The 17,943-nt window shown below is 62.9% G+C and carries 15 protein-coding genes; 3 read left to right on the plus strand and 12 right to left on the minus strand.

Annotated elements, in window-relative coordinates; all coding sequences use genetic code 11:
* Positions 1-360: 360 nt before the first annotated feature.
* Positions 361-1,134: a GntR family transcriptional regulator gene (locus C0Z18_RS26045; protein WP_102648352.1), complete on the plus strand. Its 774-nt coding sequence runs from the start codon at positions 361-363 to the stop codon at positions 1,132-1,134.
* Between the two features lie 111 nt (positions 1,135-1,245).
* Here C0Z18_RS26045 and C0Z18_RS26050 read toward each other — a convergent pair whose 3' ends face one another.
* The 8 genes from C0Z18_RS26050 to C0Z18_RS26085 form a co-directional block, all read right to left on the minus strand.
* Entirely contained in the window at positions 1,246-2,064 is an 819-nt protein-coding gene (locus tag C0Z18_RS26050) for a M55 family metallopeptidase (protein WP_102648353.1), read from the minus strand.
* Complete coding sequence (locus C0Z18_RS26055) at positions 2,061-3,200, minus strand: DmpA family aminopeptidase (RefSeq protein ID WP_102648354.1); 1,140 nt, start codon at positions 3,198-3,200, stop codon at positions 2,061-2,063. Before C0Z18_RS26055 ends, C0Z18_RS26050 begins: the two co-directional genes overlap by 4 nt.
* Positions 3,201-3,256: 56 nt before the next feature.
* A complete protein-coding gene (gene gsiD, locus C0Z18_RS26060) occupies positions 3,257-4,156 on the minus strand; it encodes a glutathione ABC transporter permease GsiD (RefSeq protein WP_102648355.1) in 900 nt (299 codons plus the stop codon).
* Between the two features lie 17 nt (positions 4,157-4,173).
* Positions 4,174-5,094, minus strand: a complete 921-nt coding sequence (gene gsiC, locus C0Z18_RS26065) for a glutathione ABC transporter permease GsiC (protein WP_102648356.1) — start codon at positions 5,092-5,094, stop codon at positions 4,174-4,176.
* 69 nt (positions 5,095-5,163) lie between these two features.
* Entirely contained in the window at positions 5,164-6,711 is a 1,548-nt protein-coding gene (gene gsiB / locus C0Z18_RS26070) for a glutathione ABC transporter substrate-binding protein GsiB (protein ID WP_102648357.1), read from the minus strand.
* A 29-nt stretch (positions 6,712-6,740) separates the two neighbouring features.
* Positions 6,741-8,633, minus strand: coding sequence for a dipeptide ABC transporter ATP-binding protein (locus tag C0Z18_RS26075; RefSeq protein ID WP_233217496.1), 1,893 nt, complete (start codon positions 8,631-8,633; stop codon positions 6,741-6,743).
* A gap of 57 nt (positions 8,634-8,690) precedes the next feature.
* Positions 8,691-9,686, minus strand: a complete 996-nt coding sequence (locus tag C0Z18_RS26080) for an isoaspartyl peptidase/L-asparaginase family protein (protein WP_102648358.1) — start codon at positions 9,684-9,686, stop codon at positions 8,691-8,693.
* Positions 9,679-10,557: a MurR/RpiR family transcriptional regulator gene (locus C0Z18_RS26085; protein WP_102648359.1), complete on the minus strand. Its 879-nt coding sequence runs from the start codon at positions 10,555-10,557 to the stop codon at positions 9,679-9,681. The genes C0Z18_RS26080 and C0Z18_RS26085 overlap by 8 nt, the downstream gene beginning before the upstream one ends.
* A gap of 120 nt (positions 10,558-10,677) precedes the next feature.
* Between C0Z18_RS26085 and C0Z18_RS26090 the strand changes: the two genes are divergently transcribed.
* Positions 10,678-11,487, plus strand: coding sequence for an aspartate/glutamate racemase family protein (locus C0Z18_RS26090; protein ID WP_102648360.1), 810 nt, complete (start codon positions 10,678-10,680; stop codon positions 11,485-11,487).
* 80 nt (positions 11,488-11,567) lie between these two features.
* Here C0Z18_RS26090 and C0Z18_RS26095 read toward each other — a convergent pair whose 3' ends face one another.
* The 3 genes from C0Z18_RS26095 to C0Z18_RS26105 all read right to left on the minus strand — a co-directional run bounded on the left by C0Z18_RS26095 (position 11,568) and on the right by C0Z18_RS26105 (position 13,374).
* Complete coding sequence (locus tag C0Z18_RS26095) at positions 11,568-11,786, minus strand: pentapeptide MXKDX repeat protein (RefSeq protein WP_102648361.1); 219 nt, start codon at positions 11,784-11,786, stop codon at positions 11,568-11,570.
* Between the two features lie 124 nt (positions 11,787-11,910).
* A complete protein-coding gene (locus C0Z18_RS26100) occupies positions 11,911-12,699 on the minus strand; it encodes a molybdopterin-dependent oxidoreductase (protein ID WP_102648362.1) in 789 nt (262 codons plus the stop codon).
* Between the two features lie 36 nt (positions 12,700-12,735).
* Complete coding sequence (locus C0Z18_RS26105; RefSeq protein WP_102648363.1) at positions 12,736-13,374, minus strand: cytochrome b/b6 domain-containing protein; 639 nt, start codon at positions 13,372-13,374, stop codon at positions 12,736-12,738.
* Positions 13,375-13,890: 516 nt separating this feature from the next.
* Here C0Z18_RS26105 and C0Z18_RS26110 point away from each other — a divergent pair.
* Positions 13,891-15,192 (plus strand): NRAMP family divalent metal transporter, encoded by a 1,302-nt coding sequence (locus tag C0Z18_RS26110; protein ID WP_102648364.1) that lies wholly within the window; start codon positions 13,891-13,893, stop codon positions 15,190-15,192.
* A gap of 72 nt (positions 15,193-15,264) precedes the next feature.
* Here the strand turns inward: C0Z18_RS26110 and C0Z18_RS26115 are convergent, their stop codons facing one another.
* Positions 15,265-17,892: a hypothetical protein gene (locus tag C0Z18_RS26115; protein WP_158244293.1), complete on the minus strand. Its 2,628-nt coding sequence runs from the start codon at positions 17,890-17,892 to the stop codon at positions 15,265-15,267.
* Positions 17,893-17,943: the final 51 nt, after the last annotated feature.

Genomic DNA, 17,943 nt, shown 5'->3' on the forward strand with positions numbered 1-17,943 from the left:
TGTCAATCCCTGCGTGCAGCATATCGCCAACTCGTCATGACAAGATATAACGTGTTTTGCTATGCAAAGAAGATGCCATCTGGAAAGAAGCGCACCGGTGGGAATATGAGCGGGATGCGGGGAGACAAGCCGGTGCGACGCGGCCACAACCTGGTGCGCTTCGTATCCTTGGCGGTGCACTGCGACCTGCATCCGGGCTGGGTCCAAGGCGCAATTCGGCGGACGATCAACATGCCATCTCATGTTATGACGAGATCAAACTCTCTCCGCTTCGCACGCGGGCCGGCGGTATAATCGTTCGCCACATCACGCTGCACGATCGCGTCTTCCGTGCCCGCTCGCCAAGTGAACATGCCGACCATGCAGACTCGCCAGACCACCTTCGAACCCGACGCTCACGTCCCGTTATATCGGCAAATCAAAGAGGCACTGCGCAGCGGCATTCTCGACGGCAGGTATCCGCCGCACAGCCGTATGCCTTCCGAGAGCGAGCTTCAGGGCATGTTCGAGGTGAGTCGAATTACCATTCGGCAGGCGCTTGGCGATCTACAAAAGGAAGGGTTGATCTTCAAGGTGCATGGGAAGGGTTCTTTCGTTTCCCAGCCGAAGGCCGTGCAGAACATCACGTCTTTACAGGGTTTCGCCGAGGCGATGAGCGGCGAAGGGCACGAGGTCGTGAATCGCGTGGTCTCATTCAACTTCGTGCCGGCCGACGCCGAGGTCGCTGCGCGACTCAAGCTGGACGAGGGCACGACGGTGGCAGAGATTCAGCGCGTGCGCCTGCTCAACCGCGAACCGACATCTTATGAAGTCACCTTCCTTCCCGAGGCGCTGGGCAGGAAGCTCGTGCGTGCCGATTTGGCCGCGCGCGACATTTTCCTCATTCTCGAAAACGACTGCGGCATCGCCCTCGGTAGCGCCGATCTGGGCATCGCGGCGGTCCCCGCACGGGCGCCGGTCACGCGTGCGCTCGAGATCAAGCGCGATGCCCCCGTCCTACGTGTCGAACGGTTGACACATGACAGCGACAACCGCCCGGTCGATTTCGAATATTTGTACTTCAAGGGCGATACGTTCCAATACCGGCTGCGCGTGGAGCGCAAGCGGCCTGCCAAGAGCCGCGGCAAAGGTTAGCGGGCGCGCGTCGCGCAAGGCTAATTGAAGGCGAATCGTAGCACCCGAGGAGGCGCAATTCGATTACACCGGCGACATAGACTTCCCCCGGCCGCTCGGAACCCGGCAATCTCAGCGCAGCATGAACGACATGGCGGATAAACAGTTGAGCATCCGCACGAGCGACTGCATACTCTCGGCGCCAAAGCGCAGTGTGCTGCCGTCGACGCGCCGCATATCCGGCCACTGGCAGAATAAATCGGCTTGTCCCGGCGTCTGCGTGGCCAACTCGCATTCCAACGGCCCGTCGACCCTGAACGGCGGCAAGTCCTTCGCCTTGGACACCGCGCGTCGGGCCGCCTCTTCGATCAGGGCGCACGCGCGCGACGGCGCGAGACTCGTGCACACCGCGTTGCCGTATGCACGCTTCGTTTCCACGCCGATCGCCCCCGGAAATATCGGTGCCGTTTCGGCCAGAAAGACATCGTCGCCGGAGAACAGCGCAACCGGCACGCCAAACTCCCCGGCCAACGCACCGTATAGACCGGCCTCGCCCAGTTCGGCACCGTTCACGCGCACGCTTCTGAACGCGAAGCTATTGATCGTATGCGCAAGCACGCCCGTGGTTTGCGACCGTGCGTGATATCCGACCATAAAAACGGCATCGCATCCCTGCTCGACGCCCGCCATCATCCCGAGATAACGCGGTTTGCCGGTAATGGTTTGCGCGCGCGCATCGAGCCGGTCCAGCAGCAGGTTGCGAAAGCCGCCATGCGAATCGTTGACTAGGACCTCGGTCGCGCCGCCCGCGAACGCGCCGCGGATCGCCGCGTTCGCCTCGTCGGTCATCCAAGCTCTCGCCCGCTCGTATTCGGCGTTGCCGCTGCGCGTTTGTTCGACGTGGGTGACACCGGCCACGCCTTCGATGTCGGTGGAAATCAAAATCTTCACGATGATTGCTCGCTTGAATGCGGGTTCGCGAGTAGCGCCCGCCAGTTCGGTACCGCGTCCGCGAAAGCCTCCCGCCGATGTCCCTCTCGCCCTGCCACGGTCGTGGCACGCCACAGCGCATGCACGATCGCCTGCTCGACCGCTTCCGCGCATGCGTCGAAGAGCGGATCGAGCATCGATTCGTGCACCATCCGCACGGCCGGCATCGGCTCGCTCGCAAGATGCGGAACCTGCCACGCCGAACTGAACGCGAGCGCGATATCGCCGCTGCCATGGCCATACACCGAGCCCGTGCGAGCGAGCCCAGCCGCCGAACGCTTCGCCACGCGCTCCAGTTGCCGGACGTCGAGCGGCGCATCGGTTGCGATGATCATGATGATGGAGCCTTTCTCCGGCGCGGCTCGTTCGTCCTCCTCGTTCGGCTCGTTCGGCTCGTTGGACTCCTGTGCCACGATGCGGCGCCCGAGCGGCTGTCCGGACACCGTGAGATTTTCCATACGCCCGAAGTTGGCCAATACCAGGGCGCCCAACACGTATCGTTGGCCGTCCGTCGAAGTGGCGATGCGCGAGGCCGAGCCAATACCGCCCTTGAAGCCGAACATCGACATCCCGCGCCCCGCTCCGACGGAGCCTTGAGCGAACTCGACCGCCGCCTCCCGGCAAGCCTGCGCATAGTGTTCGGCCGACACCGCCATCGCCTGGATGTCGTTCAGGTAGCCGTCGTTACACTCGAACACGAGCGGATTGACGGTAGACCATTGCCGGCCGATCTCCGGGTGGCAACTCACGGCCGCGCGTATCTGCGACGCCGCGATCGCTCCGACGGAAAACGTATTCGTGAGCGCGAGCGGCGTTTCGAGCACGCCGAGCTCCTGCAGTTGCACGAGCCCGATGCTCTTGCCGAAGCCGTTGATGACCGCTGCCGCGGCCGGCACCTTTCGCAGAAACATGTCGCCGTCATGGGGCATGACGACGGTCACGCCGGTTTGGATATCGCCGTCGTCGAGCGTCGCATGGCCCACCGTCACGCCGGGCACGTCGCTAATGAGATCGCGCGGCCCAGACGGTAGAACACCGATCCGTGGAACGCCTTCGGCAGCGACTGCGCCGGGCATACCGGGTTGCTGTACTAGCATTCGATCCCTTGCGTTCAATAGCGATTAACGAGTAGCGGATAGCGTACCGGTTCGCGTCACCGGTCGAGTTTGGGGTCGAGCGCGTCGCGCAGACCATCGCCCAGCAGGTTGAAGGCCAACACCGTCAGAAAGATCGCCACCGCGGGAAAAATCGCCACGTGCGGCGCGAGCATCATGTCCGAGCGCGCATCGTTGAGCATCGCGCCCCACTCCGGCGTCGGCGGCTGCGCGCCCATGCCGAGGAACGACAAGCTCGCCGCCGTGATGATCGATGTGCCGATGCGCATCGTGCCGTACACCACGATCGGCGAGATCGTGCCGGGCAGGATATGCCGGAACAAAATCACGAAGTCCGATGCGCCGATGCTGCGCATCGCCTCGATGTAAAGCATGTGCTTGATCGACAGCGTGCTCGCGCGCACGAGCCGCGCGAACGCCGGCACACTGAATACCGCGACCGCGATGATGACGTTGACCATGCTCGAGCCCAGCACCGCAACCACGCCGATCGCGAGCAGAATGCCGGGAAAGGCGAGCAGCACGTCCGATATCCGCATGGCGATGCGATCCCACCATCCTTCGTAGTACCCCGCCAGCAAGCCCATGACCGTGCCGACGACCGCGCCCAGCGCCACGGAGACGAAGCCCGCGGCCAGCGAAATGCGCGAGCCCATCACGATACGGCTGAATTCGTCGCGTCCGAGCGCATCCACGCCCATCCAATGCAGCCACGACGGACCGGCGTTCAGCGCGTCGTAGTCGAAATAGCTTTCGGGATCGAACGGCACGATCCACGGCGCGGCGATCGCGACGAGTACGAGCAACAGCACGAACACGCCGGCCCACATCGCCAGCTTCTGCTTGCGAAACTTGCGCCAGAACTCGCGGGCCGGCGTACGGACACGGCCCGCCGGCGCCATATTGACGCGCAACGCCGGAGCTTCGATTCGATTCATGGCGGCTGCCCTCGCTCTTACTGATAGTGGATGGTCGGATTGATCAATCCGTACAGCACGTCCACCACGATATTGATCACGATGAACTCGACGGAGAATAGGAGGATCAGCCCCTGGATCACCGGGTAGTCGCGCATGTTCACCGAATCGACGAGCAGGCTGCCCATCCCCGGCCACGCGAACACGGCTTCCACGACGATCGAGCCGCCGAGCAAAAAGCCGAACTGCAGACCCATCATCGTCACGACCGGAATCAACGCGTTGCGGAAGGTGTGCTTGACGACGACGAACCACTCCGACAATCCCTTGGCCCGCGCCGTCCGCACATAGTCTTCCTGCATGACTTCGACGAACGCGGCACGCGTGAAGCGCGCCATGACCGCCGCGACACCGGCGCCGAGCGTAATCGACGGCAGGATGTAGTGCCGCCATGATCCGGCGCCGATCGAAGGCAGCCAGCCGAGCTGAACCGAAAAGATCTGCATCAGCACCATGCCGAGCGCAAACGCCGGGAACGAGATGCCGGAAACCGCTAGCGTCATGCCGACCGCGTCCGGGGCGCGGTTGCGCCAGACCGCCGACACGACGCCCACCACGAGCCCGAATATGACCGACCACACCATGCTGGTGAGCGTCAGGATGAACGTCGGCGTGAAGCGGTCGGCGATCTCGCGCGAGACCGCACGCTTCGTCCGCAGCGACTGGCCCAGATCGCCGTGCAATGCGTGATCGAAGTAACGTACGAACTGTTCCGGCATCGGCAAATCGAGACCGAGCTGGTGGCGCACGAGGGTGACGGTCGCTTCGTCCGCCTCGGGCCCCGCCGCGAGGCGAGCCGGGTCGCCGGGCAACACGTGCACGAACAGAAACACGGCGACCGCGACGAACACGAGAGTCGGGACGGCGCCGAGGAGCCGCTTGGCGATATAGACAAACATGGCAAGTCCGCGTTGACGAGCGCGAGCGGGCGGTCCCTCCCGCGCTCCGATACCGGGTGCGCGATCCGCTTATTGCGTCAGATCGACGTCGCTGAAGTTGAACGAACCGTCAGGCATCACGTAGAAACCGGTCAGGCTCTTGTTCTCGACCGACAAGTTGCGATCCGTGGTGAGGAACGCCCACGGCGCATCCTTCCAGACACGCTGCTGCGCGTCGGCGTACAGCTGCTGCCGCTTCGTCGCATCGGTGATCAGCAACGCGTCGGACACATCCTTGTCGACGTCCTTGTTCGAGTAGTACGCCGTGTTGTAGAACACGGGCGGCCAGGCGTTGGTGGTCAGCAATGGACGCAGCGCCCAGTCGGCCTCTCCCGTCGAAGCCGACCAGCCGCCGTAGTACATGCGTACGGCGGCGGTTTTCGGATCCTTCACCGTCTGGACTCGCTGCACGCGTTGACCGGATTCGAGCATTTCGATCGACGTCTTGATGCCGACCTGCCCGAGTTGCTGCTGCAGAAACTGCACGACCTTCGCCGATGTGCCGTCGTTATAGCCCGACCACAGCGACGTGGAGAAACCCGTCGGGTAGCCCGCCTCCTTCAGGAGTTCGCGCGCCTTGGCGGGATCGTACGGCCACGGCGACATCTTCTCGGCAAACGCCACGCCTTGCGGCACCACACCCTGCGCCGGGAACGCATAGCCGGCGAATGCGACCTTTGCAAGCGCGTCCTTGTTGATCGCATAGTTGACGGCCTCGCGCACCCGCACATCGTCGAACGGCTTTTGCAGCGTGTTCATCGACACATAGCGCGTCGTAATCGACGGCGTCGCGACCAACTCCAGCTTCGGGTTCGCCTTCAGGATGCTCGCTTGCTCGTACGGCACCGGATAAGCGAATTGCGCCTCGCCCGTCTGTACGACCGCCGCGCGGGTGTTGTTGTCGGTCACCGTGCGGAAGGTCAGCGAGTCGATCTTCGGATAGCCTTTACGCCAATAGCCGTCGAACTTCTTCACCTTCAAGTACTCGGCCGGCTTCCATTCGACGAACTCGAACGGACCCGTGCCGACCGGATGCAGCGCAATGTCTTTGCCCCACTTCTTGAGTGCGGTCGGCGAAATCATCATGGCGGACGGATGCGCCAGCGCGTTGATGAGGGCCGAGAACGGCTCGTTCAGTTCGATCTTGACCGTATACGGATCCACCACGGTCACGGACTTGATGCGATTGAACTGGTTGTAGCGCGCGAGCCCGTTGCTCTTGTCGAGCACGCGGTCGAGGTTGACCTTAACCGCTTCGGCGTTGAAGTCCGTCCCATCCTGGAACTTCACGCCGTGACGTAGCTTGAAGGTGTAGCTGAGGCCGTCCGGGCTTGCCGTGTAGCTTTCCGCAAGCAGCGGCTGGACCTTCAGGTTCTTATCGAAGCCGAACAGCCCCTCGTAATACGATTTGCCGACCGCCTGTGCGAGCGTCGAATTCGTGTTGTACGGGTCCAGCGAATCGAGCGAGATCGGCACCGCGACGGTCACGTCCTTCGCGGCCATCGCCAGCGGTGCGGTGAAAACCCCAAAGGCCAGCGCGATGGCCCCAATCCATTGTGTGGCGCGAAACGTTCGCATGGTTCTACTCCTCGTTGCGGGTGGGTACATCAAAACTGCGCGGCAATGGCGTGCTGCGCGACATAGTGGTCTCGGTCGATTTGCTCGAGCGGTGCGACGACAGGCTCGTCACCGACGTCGCGGATCGGGCTCGGAATCTCGCCCGACGACAGCTTGCGGTCGAGGTGGCGCCGCTGCGGGTCCGCTACCGGCACCGCGGCCATCAATCGCTTCGTATAGGGGTGCTGGGGATTCTCGAAGATGTCGCGGCGCGAGCCGATTTCGACGATTTGGCCGAGATACATGACGGCCACGCGGTGGCTGATTCGCTCCACGACGGCCATGTCGTGCGAAATGAACAACAGCGCCATCCCCATCTCGCGCTGAAGATCGATCAGCAGGTTCACGATCTGGGCTTGAATGGATACATCCAATGCGGACACCGATTCGTCGGCGATCACGACCTTCGGGTTCGTGGCTAGCGCCCGCGCGATGCAGATCCGCTGACGCTGGCCGCCCGAGAACTCGTGCGGATAGCGCTGCGCGGCATCGGCGGGCAAGCCGACTCGCTCGAGCAGATAGCGCATGCGCGCTTCCGCCTCGCCCGCCGGGTAAAGCCGATGAATACGCATCGGCTCCATGATTGAGTAGCCGACCGTCAGCCTCGGGTCGAGCGAGGCCAACGGGTCCTGGAACACGAATTGGATATGACGGCGCAGATCGCGCAGCGCATCGCCCCGCAACCGGCTGATGTCCTGGCCGTCGAACAGGATGCGGCCGCTCTGGCTCTTGACGAGTTGCAGTAGCGAGCGGCCCGTCGTCGATTTGCCGCAGCCCGATTCGCCCACGAGCGACAGTGTCTCGCCTCGATGCAGATCGAAGCTGATTTTTTCCACCGCATGGACGCGGCGCGTGACGCGGCTCAGAAGCCCGGTACGGATATCGAAGCGCGTGGTCAGTTCGCGCACGCTCAGGATCGGTTCGCGCTCCTGCGTCTCCGTATCGAGGGCACTCCGAGCGCTCGGCGCGGCCGCCTGAATCGGCGCCACATCCATGCCGGCGAGCAGCGGAAAGCGGGCCGGCAAGTCCGTCCCGCGCATCGATCCGAGCCGCGGCACCGCTGCGAGCAACGCGCGCGTATAGACATGAGACGGCGTATCGAAGATTTGCTGCGACGCGCCCGCCTCGACTGCCTCGCCGCGCAACATCACGAGCACGCGATCGGCGACCTCGGCCACCACGCCCATATCGTGCGTGATGAACATGACGCCCATCTGCATCTCGCGCTGCAGTTCGCGGATCAATTGAAGGATCTGCGCCTGCACCGTCACGTCCAGCGCCGTGGTGGGCTCGTCCGCGATCAGAAGCGCCGGCTTGCAGGCGAGCGCCATCGCGATCATCACGCGCTGACGCATGCCCCCCGAAAGTTGATGCGGATAGCGTCCGAGCACGTTTCGCGCGTCGGGGATGCGCACTTGATCGAGCATGCGCAGCGCTTGCGCGCGTGCCTCGGCTGTGCCGAGCCCTTGGTGCAGGCGGATCGATTCGGCGATTTGCTCGCCCACCGGAAAAACCGGATTGAGCGACGTCATCGGCTCCTGAAAGATCATCGCCAGATCGGCGCCGCGCATCGCGCGCATCTGCTGCCCCGAGCACTGCGCGATGTCGACCGTCTGCCCGCCCCGTCGGCGAAACCCCAGACGGCCGCCGGTAATACGGCCGCCGCCGTACTCGACGAGCCGCATCAGCGCGAGCGACGTAACCGACTTGCCCGAGCCCGATTCGCCGACGATCGCGAGTGTCTCGCCGCGATCGACATGAAACGAAAGATGCTTGACCGCCTCGACCGTGCGCTCCGATCCTCTGAACTCGACGCTCAGATCTTCAACCTGAACGACCCGCTCGGGCGCCATGTCCGCGAAGGCCGCAACTTTCTCGCTCATCATCTTTCTTCCGTCGAAAAGAGCCGGGCCTTCGCACCGCGAACGCCCTTGGCCGACCTACTTGTAAATGGCGACGACCGGGGGTTGTCCCGCACGAATGAAGCCTCGGTACATCCCTTCCGTGTTGAACGGCATGCTCACGTTCCCGTGTGCGTCGACCGCCACTAGACCGCCGCGTCCGTCGATGCGCGGCAATTGCTCGTGGACCACGTGCTGCGCGGCTTCGTCCAGCGACGCGCCCGCGTATCGCATGCGCGCCGCGATGTCGTGCGCCACCACCATGCGGATGAACATCTCGCCGCTGCCGGTGGTCGAGATCGCGCAGGTGCCGTTGTCGGCATAGCATCCCGCGCCGATGATCGGTGCATCGCCGACGCGGCCCGGCTGCTTGTTGGTCATGCCGCCCGTGGACGTAGCAGCGGCCAGGTTGCCGTGCGCGTCGAGCGCCACCGCGCCGACCGTGCCGAGCTTGCGGTCTTCGTCGAGCGGCGCCGCTCCTTGCGTTGTACGGGGAAACGACAGCGGCACCGCGCCGGACGAAGCGGCGTCGTGATCGAGCGTCGTCTGCTGCGCGTCGGTCCGCTGCACGCGTTCGAGCTGTTCGCGGCGCAACGGCGTCGAGAAGAACGACGGATCGACGCATTCGAGCCCTTGCTGCCGGGCGAATGCTTCCGCGCCTTCGCCGACGAACATCACGTGCTGGCTTCGCTCCATGACCGCGCGCGCCGCGAGCACCGGATTGCGCACCGTCCGCAGGTTGGCGACCGCGCCGGCCTGCAGCGTGCTGCCGTCCATGATCGACGCGTCGAGTTCATGCGTGGCGGCGCTCGTGAACACCGCGCCGTGTCCCGCATTGAACAGGGGGCATTCCTCCAGCAAGCGCACGGCTTCGGTCACCGCGTCGAGCGCACTGCCGCCCTGCTCGAGCAGACGTCCGGCGTCTTGCAAGATGCGCGCGAGCGCGCTTTCGTACGCCTCGCGCATTTCGGCGGAGGCTTCCGCACGCGCCATCGCGCCCGCACCGCCGTGAATCGCCAATACAGCGTCAGTCATGGTTGTCATCCTGGTTGCTCAGCCACGGCATCACCGCTTCGGTCAGTTGCGCCACGTCGTCGAGCGAGTTCTCGGAGCGATGCGCCACCGCCGCCGAGAGCGCCTCGATCATGCCGAGCGCCGCTGTTTCCGAGTTCGATAGGTACTGGCGTTCGCTCGATGCATAGAGGCAGACGTCGGCATGCTTGGCGATCGGCGACGTCGGCTTGTCGGTGATGGCGAGCACGTTGGCGCCGGCCTCCCGGGCCGACTTCGTCAGCGTGACGGTGTCGGCGAGATAGCGCGGGAAGCAAATCGAGATCAGCAGATCGCCCTTGCGGATACGCGAGATCTGGCGTGCCGCTTCCGACACGCCACCGAGCGTCGCCAGGCTTTTAACGACGTCGCAGTGGACCGTGAGATTGCGTTGTAGGAATCCCGCGAGGAACCCGCTCGACCCGAAGCCGACGATGAAAATTCGGCGCGCTCCGAGCACGGCCCGCACGGCTTTCTCGCACTCGTCGGTGCTCAGCGACATGCGCGTCAGTTCGAAATTGCGTTGGTCCTCGTACAAGGACGCGGAAAAGATGTCCGCCGCCGATGCCGCTCGCGTGCGTTCGAGGCGCAGGCGCTCGACGGGCGCGAGGGCTTGCTCGAAGCCTTGTGCAAGCAAAGCCCGGAATTGCGGATAACCCGGCAAGCCCAGCTTGCGCACGAAGCGGTTGGCCGTCGCGTTGGACACCTCGCAGGCACTTGCGAATTCGTCGATCGTCATGACCGCGACCTTGAACGGCTTCCCTAGTACGTAATCGGCAAGGCGCCGATGCGCGTCGCTCAGCGACGGCAGCACCTGCGCGATACGGTCGACGACGGACGACTCTGACTTGCTCATTGCGCTCCGGATACGGTTAAGAACTTGGACATGAAAATAATTTTTCGCCACAATAGCCTCGACGAAAATACATTTTCATTAGGGACAACCCTAATCCACCCTCACCGATTCGGCATCTCGATGAACACTGACCCGCTCCAGCCACCCGGCGCGCGCATCGTGTCCGGCCTTTCATCCGCTGAGCCGCGGGAGCGGCTACGGGCCCGCCATCCCGTCGGCATCCTCGGCGGCATGGGACCTGCCGCGGGCGTCGATTTCGTGCGCTTGTTCCTCTCCGCATGCGAGCGCTGTTTGCGCGAGCACGGCACGCCGATCGTCGATCAGGCGTTCCCCGAGCACTGGCTCGCACAGATTCCGGTGGTGGACCGCAGCCGGGCCTTGCTCGATCCGAATGCGCCGCAGCCGCTGGAAGGCATGTCGGTGGCAATCGGGCGGCTCGTTGGCTTAGGCGCACGCACCGTGGCAGTCGCATGCAATACCGCGCATGCGTGGCAGGCGGCGTTGCAGCGCGAACAGCCAGACGTCGAACTGCTGCATATCGCGAGGGAAACGGCCGCGCATCTGCGCGCGTCCGGCGTTATGTCGGCGATGCTGCTGGCGACGGAGGGCACGTATCGGATGGCGCTCTATCAGGATGCGTTCGATGCGTGCGGGATTCGCTGCGTACTGCCCGCGACTCGGGAGCGCGGCGCGCTGATGGAAGGGATTTACGACGGCGTGAAGGCAGGCAGGCTCGATCTCGCGCGCGCGCGATTCGCGGCTGTTGGGCGCGTGTTGTATGAACAGCACGGCGACTTGCCGATGGTGATGGCGTGCACGGAGATTCCGCTCGCGATGCCCTTCATCGACGAAGCACGGGATTGGAGGCTGGTGGACCCGGCTGAGGTGCTGGCGCTGGCATTGGCACGCCGGGCCTATGGGTTGGTTTGATCCCGATCGTTTGAGTTCTGAGGGACGGGCGAGACTCTCGGCGCCGCGGCGAGCACCGCGCCGAGAGCCGTGACCGAGGCTCAGTTGCCCATCGCGCCCGACGCTTCGTGCTTCATGCCCATCGCGTCACTCTTCTTGTGGGGCATGCGCTTCATCTTCTTTTTGCCCATCGGTTGCTGGGACATCGTCCCGCTCGCCATTTCCGTATTGGACATCGCGCCGCTCGCCGCCTGCGCGAATACACCCGATGCGCTAAGCCCAAGCACGGCGGCAAGCATCGCTACGATCGTCTTTTTCATGAAATTCCTCCTTGGTGTTGTGACAGCCGGATAGAGGGTGATGCCGGAATGACGTCACGCAGGCGGCACACTCGTTGTGCCTCCACGCTCGACCTCCGTCGGCGCGCCTTGGGACCGCGTGGCCTCAAGAGCCGCCGAACCAGTTGTACCCCTGATCGCTCCAATAGCCGCCGGGGTACGTATTCGTCACGAATATCTCCATGATGTGCTTCGGATTCTTATAGCCCAGCTTGGTGGGAATCCGCAGCTTCATCGGGAAGCCGTATTTCGGGGGCAACGTCTGGCCGTCGTATTGAAACGTGAGCAACGTCTGCGGGTGCAGCGCGCTGGCCATGTCGATACTCTCGTAGTAATCGTCGGCGCATTTGAAGCCGACGTACTTTGCGCTCGTGTCCGCTCCCACGCGACGAAGAAAATCCGAGAACGGCGTGCCGCCCCAATGTCCGATCGCGCTCCAGCCTTCGACGCAAATATGCCGCGTGATCTGTTCGGCGTGAGGTAGCGCATAGAGCTCCGGCAGCGTCCAGCTACGTTTGCCTTTGATCAGGCCGCTCAATTGCAACATGAAACCGTCCGCGTCCACGTCGGGTACTTCGTCGATGGTGTAGTAGGCGTTGAACGGGAACGGCCGCGTAAGCTGCGCCTCGTCGTAGGTGGGCGCCAGCCGCGTGGGATCGAACAGCCATGCCTGGATGCGATCGTTCATGCGCGACACGCTCAGCAAAAATGCGTTGACGGACTTTTCGTCGGTCAGCGAGCAGCCCGTCAGCATCAACAGGCCGCCCAGCGTCAACACGCGCTTGCCGAACGCGCGACGCGACGGCAATGCCAATTCGCGCTGCGCGTCGGCCAGGATCGTCTGCGTGTCCAGCGAGGGCTTGCGCGCGACAGTACGGTCGTTGGGTTGCGTCATGGCCGGCTCCTTTTCCACGAATCTCGAGACATAGGCCTATCGGCCTCGCAGCATGGCGATCAGCGAGCGCGGCACGAGCACGACCATCACGACGTGGACGACCAAGAACGCTGCCAGGAATGTCATTGCACAAAAATGCACGATCCGCGCCGAGTCGTAGCCGCCCATCAAGGCACGCAGCAATGGAAACTGCACGGACTTCCAAATCGCCAGCCCGGAAAGCACGAGCACGACGAGATCGACGATGACCGCCACGTAGGCCAGCTTTTGCACGGCGTTGTAATGGGACAGGTCGGCATGGGAGAGCTTGCCCGTCAATGCGCGCCATAGATCGAGCCCGACGGCACTCGGCGAAAGCGGGAAAAAACGCGAGAACAAACGCCCGCTCAGGACGCTGAGCACGAGGTACACGATGCCGTTGGCCATCAGCAGCCACATCGCGGCGAAATGCCACTGCAGCGCGCCGGCCAGCCAACCGCCCAGCGTGATCGACATCGGGAACATGAAGCGCGGGAAGATCGGCGAGGCGTCGTAGATCTGCCACCCCGAAAGCATCATGACGATCGCCGCGAGCGCATTGAGCCAGTGCGTCGCGCGTACCCAGCCGGGTTGAATGAGCTCACTCCGGCGCGCCGGAGCGGGGGTTTCGTGCGCGCTCAAGTGTGGAGCAGCCATGGCATACCCTCCCGTCAGTCAGTGTCCGCCGGCAGAGTCGCGCGAGGGCATACCATGTCCTCCCGCCGCCAGCCGCCCGGTGCGAGATCGACGGCCCCAAACACTTCGCCCGAGGTGCCGTCTTCCCCGGACGCCGCCGCACCGAACCGGTCGACCGCGGATGCCGAAGCGGGGGACTTTCGGTGTGTAGATAGTAGGCGATGAACCGCGCGCCGCAAGCTCGCGCCGCGCGATCCGACTCGATCGCACCGGGTTGTCTCCGATATACGCCGAGGAGAGGGAAATGGATGCAGACGCCCACGAGCGCGTCACGCCTCGATGCCTGGGCGGGCTAGACGCGCCCGCATCGCGAATAGGGGGTGCCTATACGGATTTCTTTTTTTGATCTGACGATACCCTGACACGCTACCGCTGCCCTTCGCGCGAGCACTTGATCCGCATCAACGCGCGCACACGGAATGGCGGCTTTAATCGACCGGAGGTGCGCTTATCTCCCATTTCCGTGAGGCCAAGTGAATGGACGTCGACCGAGCGTCGCGCAGCGGCGCGTTTCGGGTGCTCTGGGAGCGCCTGAAAGAGCACCCTCTGTCGCGGCTCGGGCCGGGGCTGATCACCGGCGTGGCCGACGACGATCCAAGCGGCATCGCCACGTATTCGCAGGCAGGCGCTCAATTCGGCTTGAACATGCTTTGGACGATGCCGATCGCCTTCCCGTTGATGGCCGCGATCCAGTCGATGTGCGCGAACCTTGGCCGCGTAACCGGCAAGGGACTTGCCGCGAATATCAAGGCCACTTTCCCGCCCTTCGTACTACGCGGTGTCGTGCTGCTACTGCTCGTCGCGAATACCCTTAACATTGCCGCCGATGTCGCGGCCATGGGGGAGGTCGCGGAACTGGTGAGCGGCATCGATCGACACCTGATGACGTCGATCTTCGTATTCGGCACGCTCTTGCTGCAAATGTTCATCCCGTATCACCGCTACGTCTTCTTTTTGAAGTGGCTGACGGTCTCTCTACTGGCTTACGCGGCGGTGCTATTCACGGTCCACGTTCCGTGGGGCCAGGTGGTATTGCGCACGGTATCGCCCAAGTTCACGCTCGACGCCAGCGCCGCCGCCGTCGTGGTCGCTGTCTTCGGTACGACTATCAGCCCATACCTCTTTTTCTGGCAGGCATCCGAAGAGGTCGAGGACATGGAGCGACACCACGGCACTGTGCCGCTCGTACGGGATGCGCGTGCCGCCGCCGTGGAATTGAGGCGAATTCGGTGGGATACATGGAGCGGGATGCTCTACTCCGACCTCACCGCCTATTTCATCATGCTGGCAACCGCCGTCACGCTTCACGTGGCGGGTATAACGGACGTCGACACCGCGGCGCAGGCCGCCAGCGCCTTGCGGCCGCTCGCCGGCGATCTCGCTTACGTCGTCTTCGCGCTCGGGATTCTCGGTGTGGGCCTGATTGGCGTGCCGGTACTGGCCGGATCCGGGGCCTACGCGCTGTCCGAGGCGATGGGGTGGAAGGAGGGGCTCGAGCGAAAGGTGACCGATGCGCGCGGTTTCTACGGCATCATCGCCGTCAGCGTACTTGCCGCGCTCGCTATCCAATATTCGCCGATCAGCCCGATGAAAGCGCTGTTCTGGAGTGCCGTCATCAACGGCGTCGTCGCCGTGCCGCTGATGGCGGTCATCATCGTGCTCGTTTCAAAGAAGTCAGTAATGGGCGCTTTCGTTGCAAGTCGTCCGCTGATCGTACTCGGATGGATTGCGACGGCTGTCATGGGCGCGGCTGCCATCGCAATGCTGCTACCCGGGTAGCGAGCACCGCGATTGCCGTTGGGGTCGTTGCGACCGTATGGCGGCAATCGCGGCTCAAGTGGGCAGCGCGGGCTAAGGCAGCTCGTTCAAGTATTTGTTGGCCTCATCGGGCGACGAAAACACGCCCGCTTTCGCGGCCGCCTGAATTGCGCTCTTGGCCGCTTCCGGCAATCCGTTGTCGTCCTGGCTGATGGAGCGAACCCAGCGATCGAGATCTTGACTCTGCTGTAGGCGGCTGATGAATTCGGCTTGATAGGCGGCGTCGCTATTGTGCTTCAGCAAACCGCCGATCTGTTGGTCCGAGAACGGCCCCTGAGCTTCCAACTGAGCCTCGAAATCCGCATCCGCTTTGCGCCTCGCATCAGCCTCGGGGCTGACGAGATCCGGATCGATGACTTGCAAGTAAGCTTTGGTGTTCGGGTAGTTCTGACTGATCAGATGAAGAAACTGATTCTTATCGTCGCTCGTCAGCGGAGCCCCACTGGGCCGATCGGCCAAAATGCCGGCGATCCTGGGATTGTCCTTTTCATAGGCGTCCGCGAGACCCGTGACTTCGGCGCCTTGTGTCCCACCGATCTTAGCGAGGTCGACCAAGAAGTCCGACTTCGATGAAGTCTGCAACAGTTCGGGATGCGCCTCGCCCAGCGTTTGGATCTCCGAGGGGCTCATGTTCAACGACTCGAGCGCCTTGATCTGGTCGGGATCGCTGTTGACCAGTGCATCGATGGTTTTGTCATCGAGTCCATCGGTCTGATCCGGCATCCGCGTGCGGTCCAGTCTTCCTTGGTTCTTTCGCTCATCGGCGACAGTCATGTCGTCCGCCTGCAGTAAATATTTCTTCGTCTCGGCCTTCAGCGCGGATTCTTTTTTAGAACTGTCGATTGCGCCACCTATCCACTCGAGCGGCGCGGAAATGACAGCCCCTAGACCGGTCAACGCCTGGCCCAAAACCTCCGTGGGGAGAAACGCGGAGAGCCCGCTTCCAACTAGTGCAATGACGTCGCCGACGACCGCTCCGGCGTAAAGCGGATCGGATACCGCCTTATTGGCGTCGCCCCAAGCCGCACGCGCGTTCATGATCACACCCACACCGGGCATGAACTTGCTCACGCTTGATCCAACCGCCGAGTTCCGGATGTAACTCCCGAAGGTGGCCGCATCGGCCGAAAATCTTAAAGCGCCCGCACTGAGTTCGTCCGTTGCCACGCCCGCGTTGCCCAAGGCTCCTTCCATGCTTTTGATACCGTCCGCGCTGGCGCCGCTGACCGATCTGCCCAAGATCGAAGCAATAGCGAAGCCGCGCCTTCCATTTCCCATCTGCTTAATCCCGTCGGACAACTTTTCGACGTCGGAAGCATTCGCGTCGCCTTTGATCTCGCTTGCTGCTTTGAAACTCTTCTTCAGGTTGTTCCAGCCTCTGGCTTCCTTAAAAATCGGTTCGGCCAATTGCAGCAGTGCGTCGGCTGCCGATGCGGAATCACCGTTTTTCTCCACCAAAAGCTCGCCTTCTGCCGAAGCGATCGTGTCGTCCAGGAAGTTACCGGTATAGCCGGGGAGAGCGCCGAGCGCCTTGCTCGCGGCGGGGTCGTTATTGATCGATCCGATGAAACTCAGCGCGGTCGTACCTTGGCCCGTGTACGTCAAATCCTTCAGGCACTCGTAGAGTTGCTTGGCCGAATCCTGCGTCTGCCCCGCCGCGTAAATCAAATTGTCGCGGTTCGCGTTCATGTAGTCGGCAAGATTCTTCGCGGCTTGGGCTTCGTTTTTGTACACGTCGGCATTGGCGGGTGCCGACATGTAGGCCTTGATGAAGTTCTGTTGCTGTTCCGGGGTGAGCGCGCCGGCTTGCTTAAGTAAGTCGCGCAAGTGAGCGGTGGTTTCCGCCGCTTTTTCCTGTGCGCGGTTATACGCGCCCAAAGGACTCTTGCCGCTTGCCAGGTAATTTTGCAGACCATCGGCGGCAGCATTGCGGATGGGCTGAGCCATGTCGCGCAGCTTGTTGCTGCTCGAACCGTCCAATTGGTCCGCCAAGGAGCGGGCAAATCTCATATCGATCTTTCCACCGTTCCCGTTCGCCGCGTCCACGATCGACTGGGCCAACACCCCTTGGGAACCGTCATGGCCGGCCAAGACGTTAACGGCGCCGTAGTCCTTCGTGTAGTAGCCCGCCACCTCATCGATTATCGATTGGGCTTGGGGGCCGTCTCCGATCGAACTCAAAACGTCCTGCAGTGTCTCGAACGCGGCCTCGCCGGCCGGTAGTTTCACCTTTGCAATATCTTCGATCGTCGGCAAGCTAGCTTGCGTGACGGCGGCCGCCAACTCGGGCGGCAGGCCCGCGATCGACGCTTGTAGCCTTTGGGCCGCATCCCGCGCCCGCTCCGGTTCCTCTGCGATCGACGCCGCGTCGGCTCCTTGGTAGGGTTTGGCGACGTTTTGTGCCGCTTGATTGATCCAGTTCTTGACGCTCGGGTCGGCCAGCAGGGCACGGATGATCGCGGGACGCGCCACAGGATCAGTCGAATAGCGCTGCAAGATGTCTTGGCCCGGTAGGGCATTCCCACTACTTTTGGCGGCTGGGTCACTCAGTTCACTTTCGATGGCTTTATCCAACGCAGCCTCGGCTTCGTCTCCATGCCAAGCAAGAAGGTCCTGCCGAAGTGCTGCATTGCGCGGCGCATTGCGCATGGTGTCGTCCACTCCACTGACGGCCGCGTCATAGGCGGCGATCGCGGCGTCCGTCGCGGTTTG

Source organism: Trinickia dabaoshanensis (genome assembly GCF_002879885.1).
GTDB classification, from domain to species: Bacteria; Pseudomonadota; Gammaproteobacteria; order Burkholderiales; family Burkholderiaceae; genus Trinickia; species Trinickia dabaoshanensis.

What these genes read in the sequence shown, in the direction of transcription:
- C0Z18_RS26045 (WP_102648352.1), top strand. Translation starts at nt 361, where the DNA reads ATGCAGACTCGCCAGACCACCTTCGAACCCGACGCTCACGTCCCGTTA.
- C0Z18_RS26055 (WP_102648354.1), bottom strand. Translation starts at nt 3,200, where the DNA reads ATGCTAGTACAGCAACCCGGTATGCCCGGCGCAGTCGCTGCCGAAGGC.
- gsiD (WP_102648355.1), bottom strand. Translation starts at nt 4,156, where the DNA reads ATGAATCGAATCGAAGCTCCGGCGTTGCGCGTCAATATGGCGCCGGCG.
- gsiC (WP_102648356.1), bottom strand. Translation starts at nt 5,094, where the DNA reads ATGTTTGTCTATATCGCCAAGCGGCTCCTCGGCGCCGTCCCGACTCTC.
- gsiB (WP_102648357.1), bottom strand. Translation starts at nt 6,711, where the DNA reads ATGCGAACGTTTCGCGCCACACAATGGATTGGGGCCATCGCGCTGGCC.
- C0Z18_RS26075 (WP_233217496.1), bottom strand. Translation starts at nt 8,633, where the DNA reads ATGAGCGAGAAAGTTGCGGCCTTCGCGGACATGGCGCCCGAGCGGGTC.
- C0Z18_RS26080 (WP_102648358.1), bottom strand. Translation starts at nt 9,686, where the DNA reads ATGACTGACGCTGTATTGGCGATTCACGGCGGTGCGGGCGCGATGGCG.
- C0Z18_RS26085 (WP_102648359.1), bottom strand. Translation starts at nt 10,557, where the DNA reads ATGAGCAAGTCAGAGTCGTCCGTCGTCGACCGTATCGCGCAGGTGCTG.
- C0Z18_RS26090 (WP_102648360.1), top strand. Translation starts at nt 10,678, where the DNA reads ATGAACACTGACCCGCTCCAGCCACCCGGCGCGCGCATCGTGTCCGGC.
- C0Z18_RS26095 (WP_102648361.1), bottom strand. Translation starts at nt 11,786, where the DNA reads ATGAAAAAGACGATCGTAGCGATGCTTGCCGCCGTGCTTGGGCTTAGC.
- C0Z18_RS26100 (WP_102648362.1), bottom strand. Translation starts at nt 12,699, where the DNA reads ATGACGCAACCCAACGACCGTACTGTCGCGCGCAAGCCCTCGCTGGAC.
- C0Z18_RS26105 (WP_102648363.1), bottom strand. Translation starts at nt 13,374, where the DNA reads ATGGCTGCTCCACACTTGAGCGCGCACGAAACCCCCGCTCCGGCGCGC.
- C0Z18_RS26110 (WP_102648364.1), top strand. Translation starts at nt 13,891, where the DNA reads ATGGACGTCGACCGAGCGTCGCGCAGCGGCGCGTTTCGGGTGCTCTGG.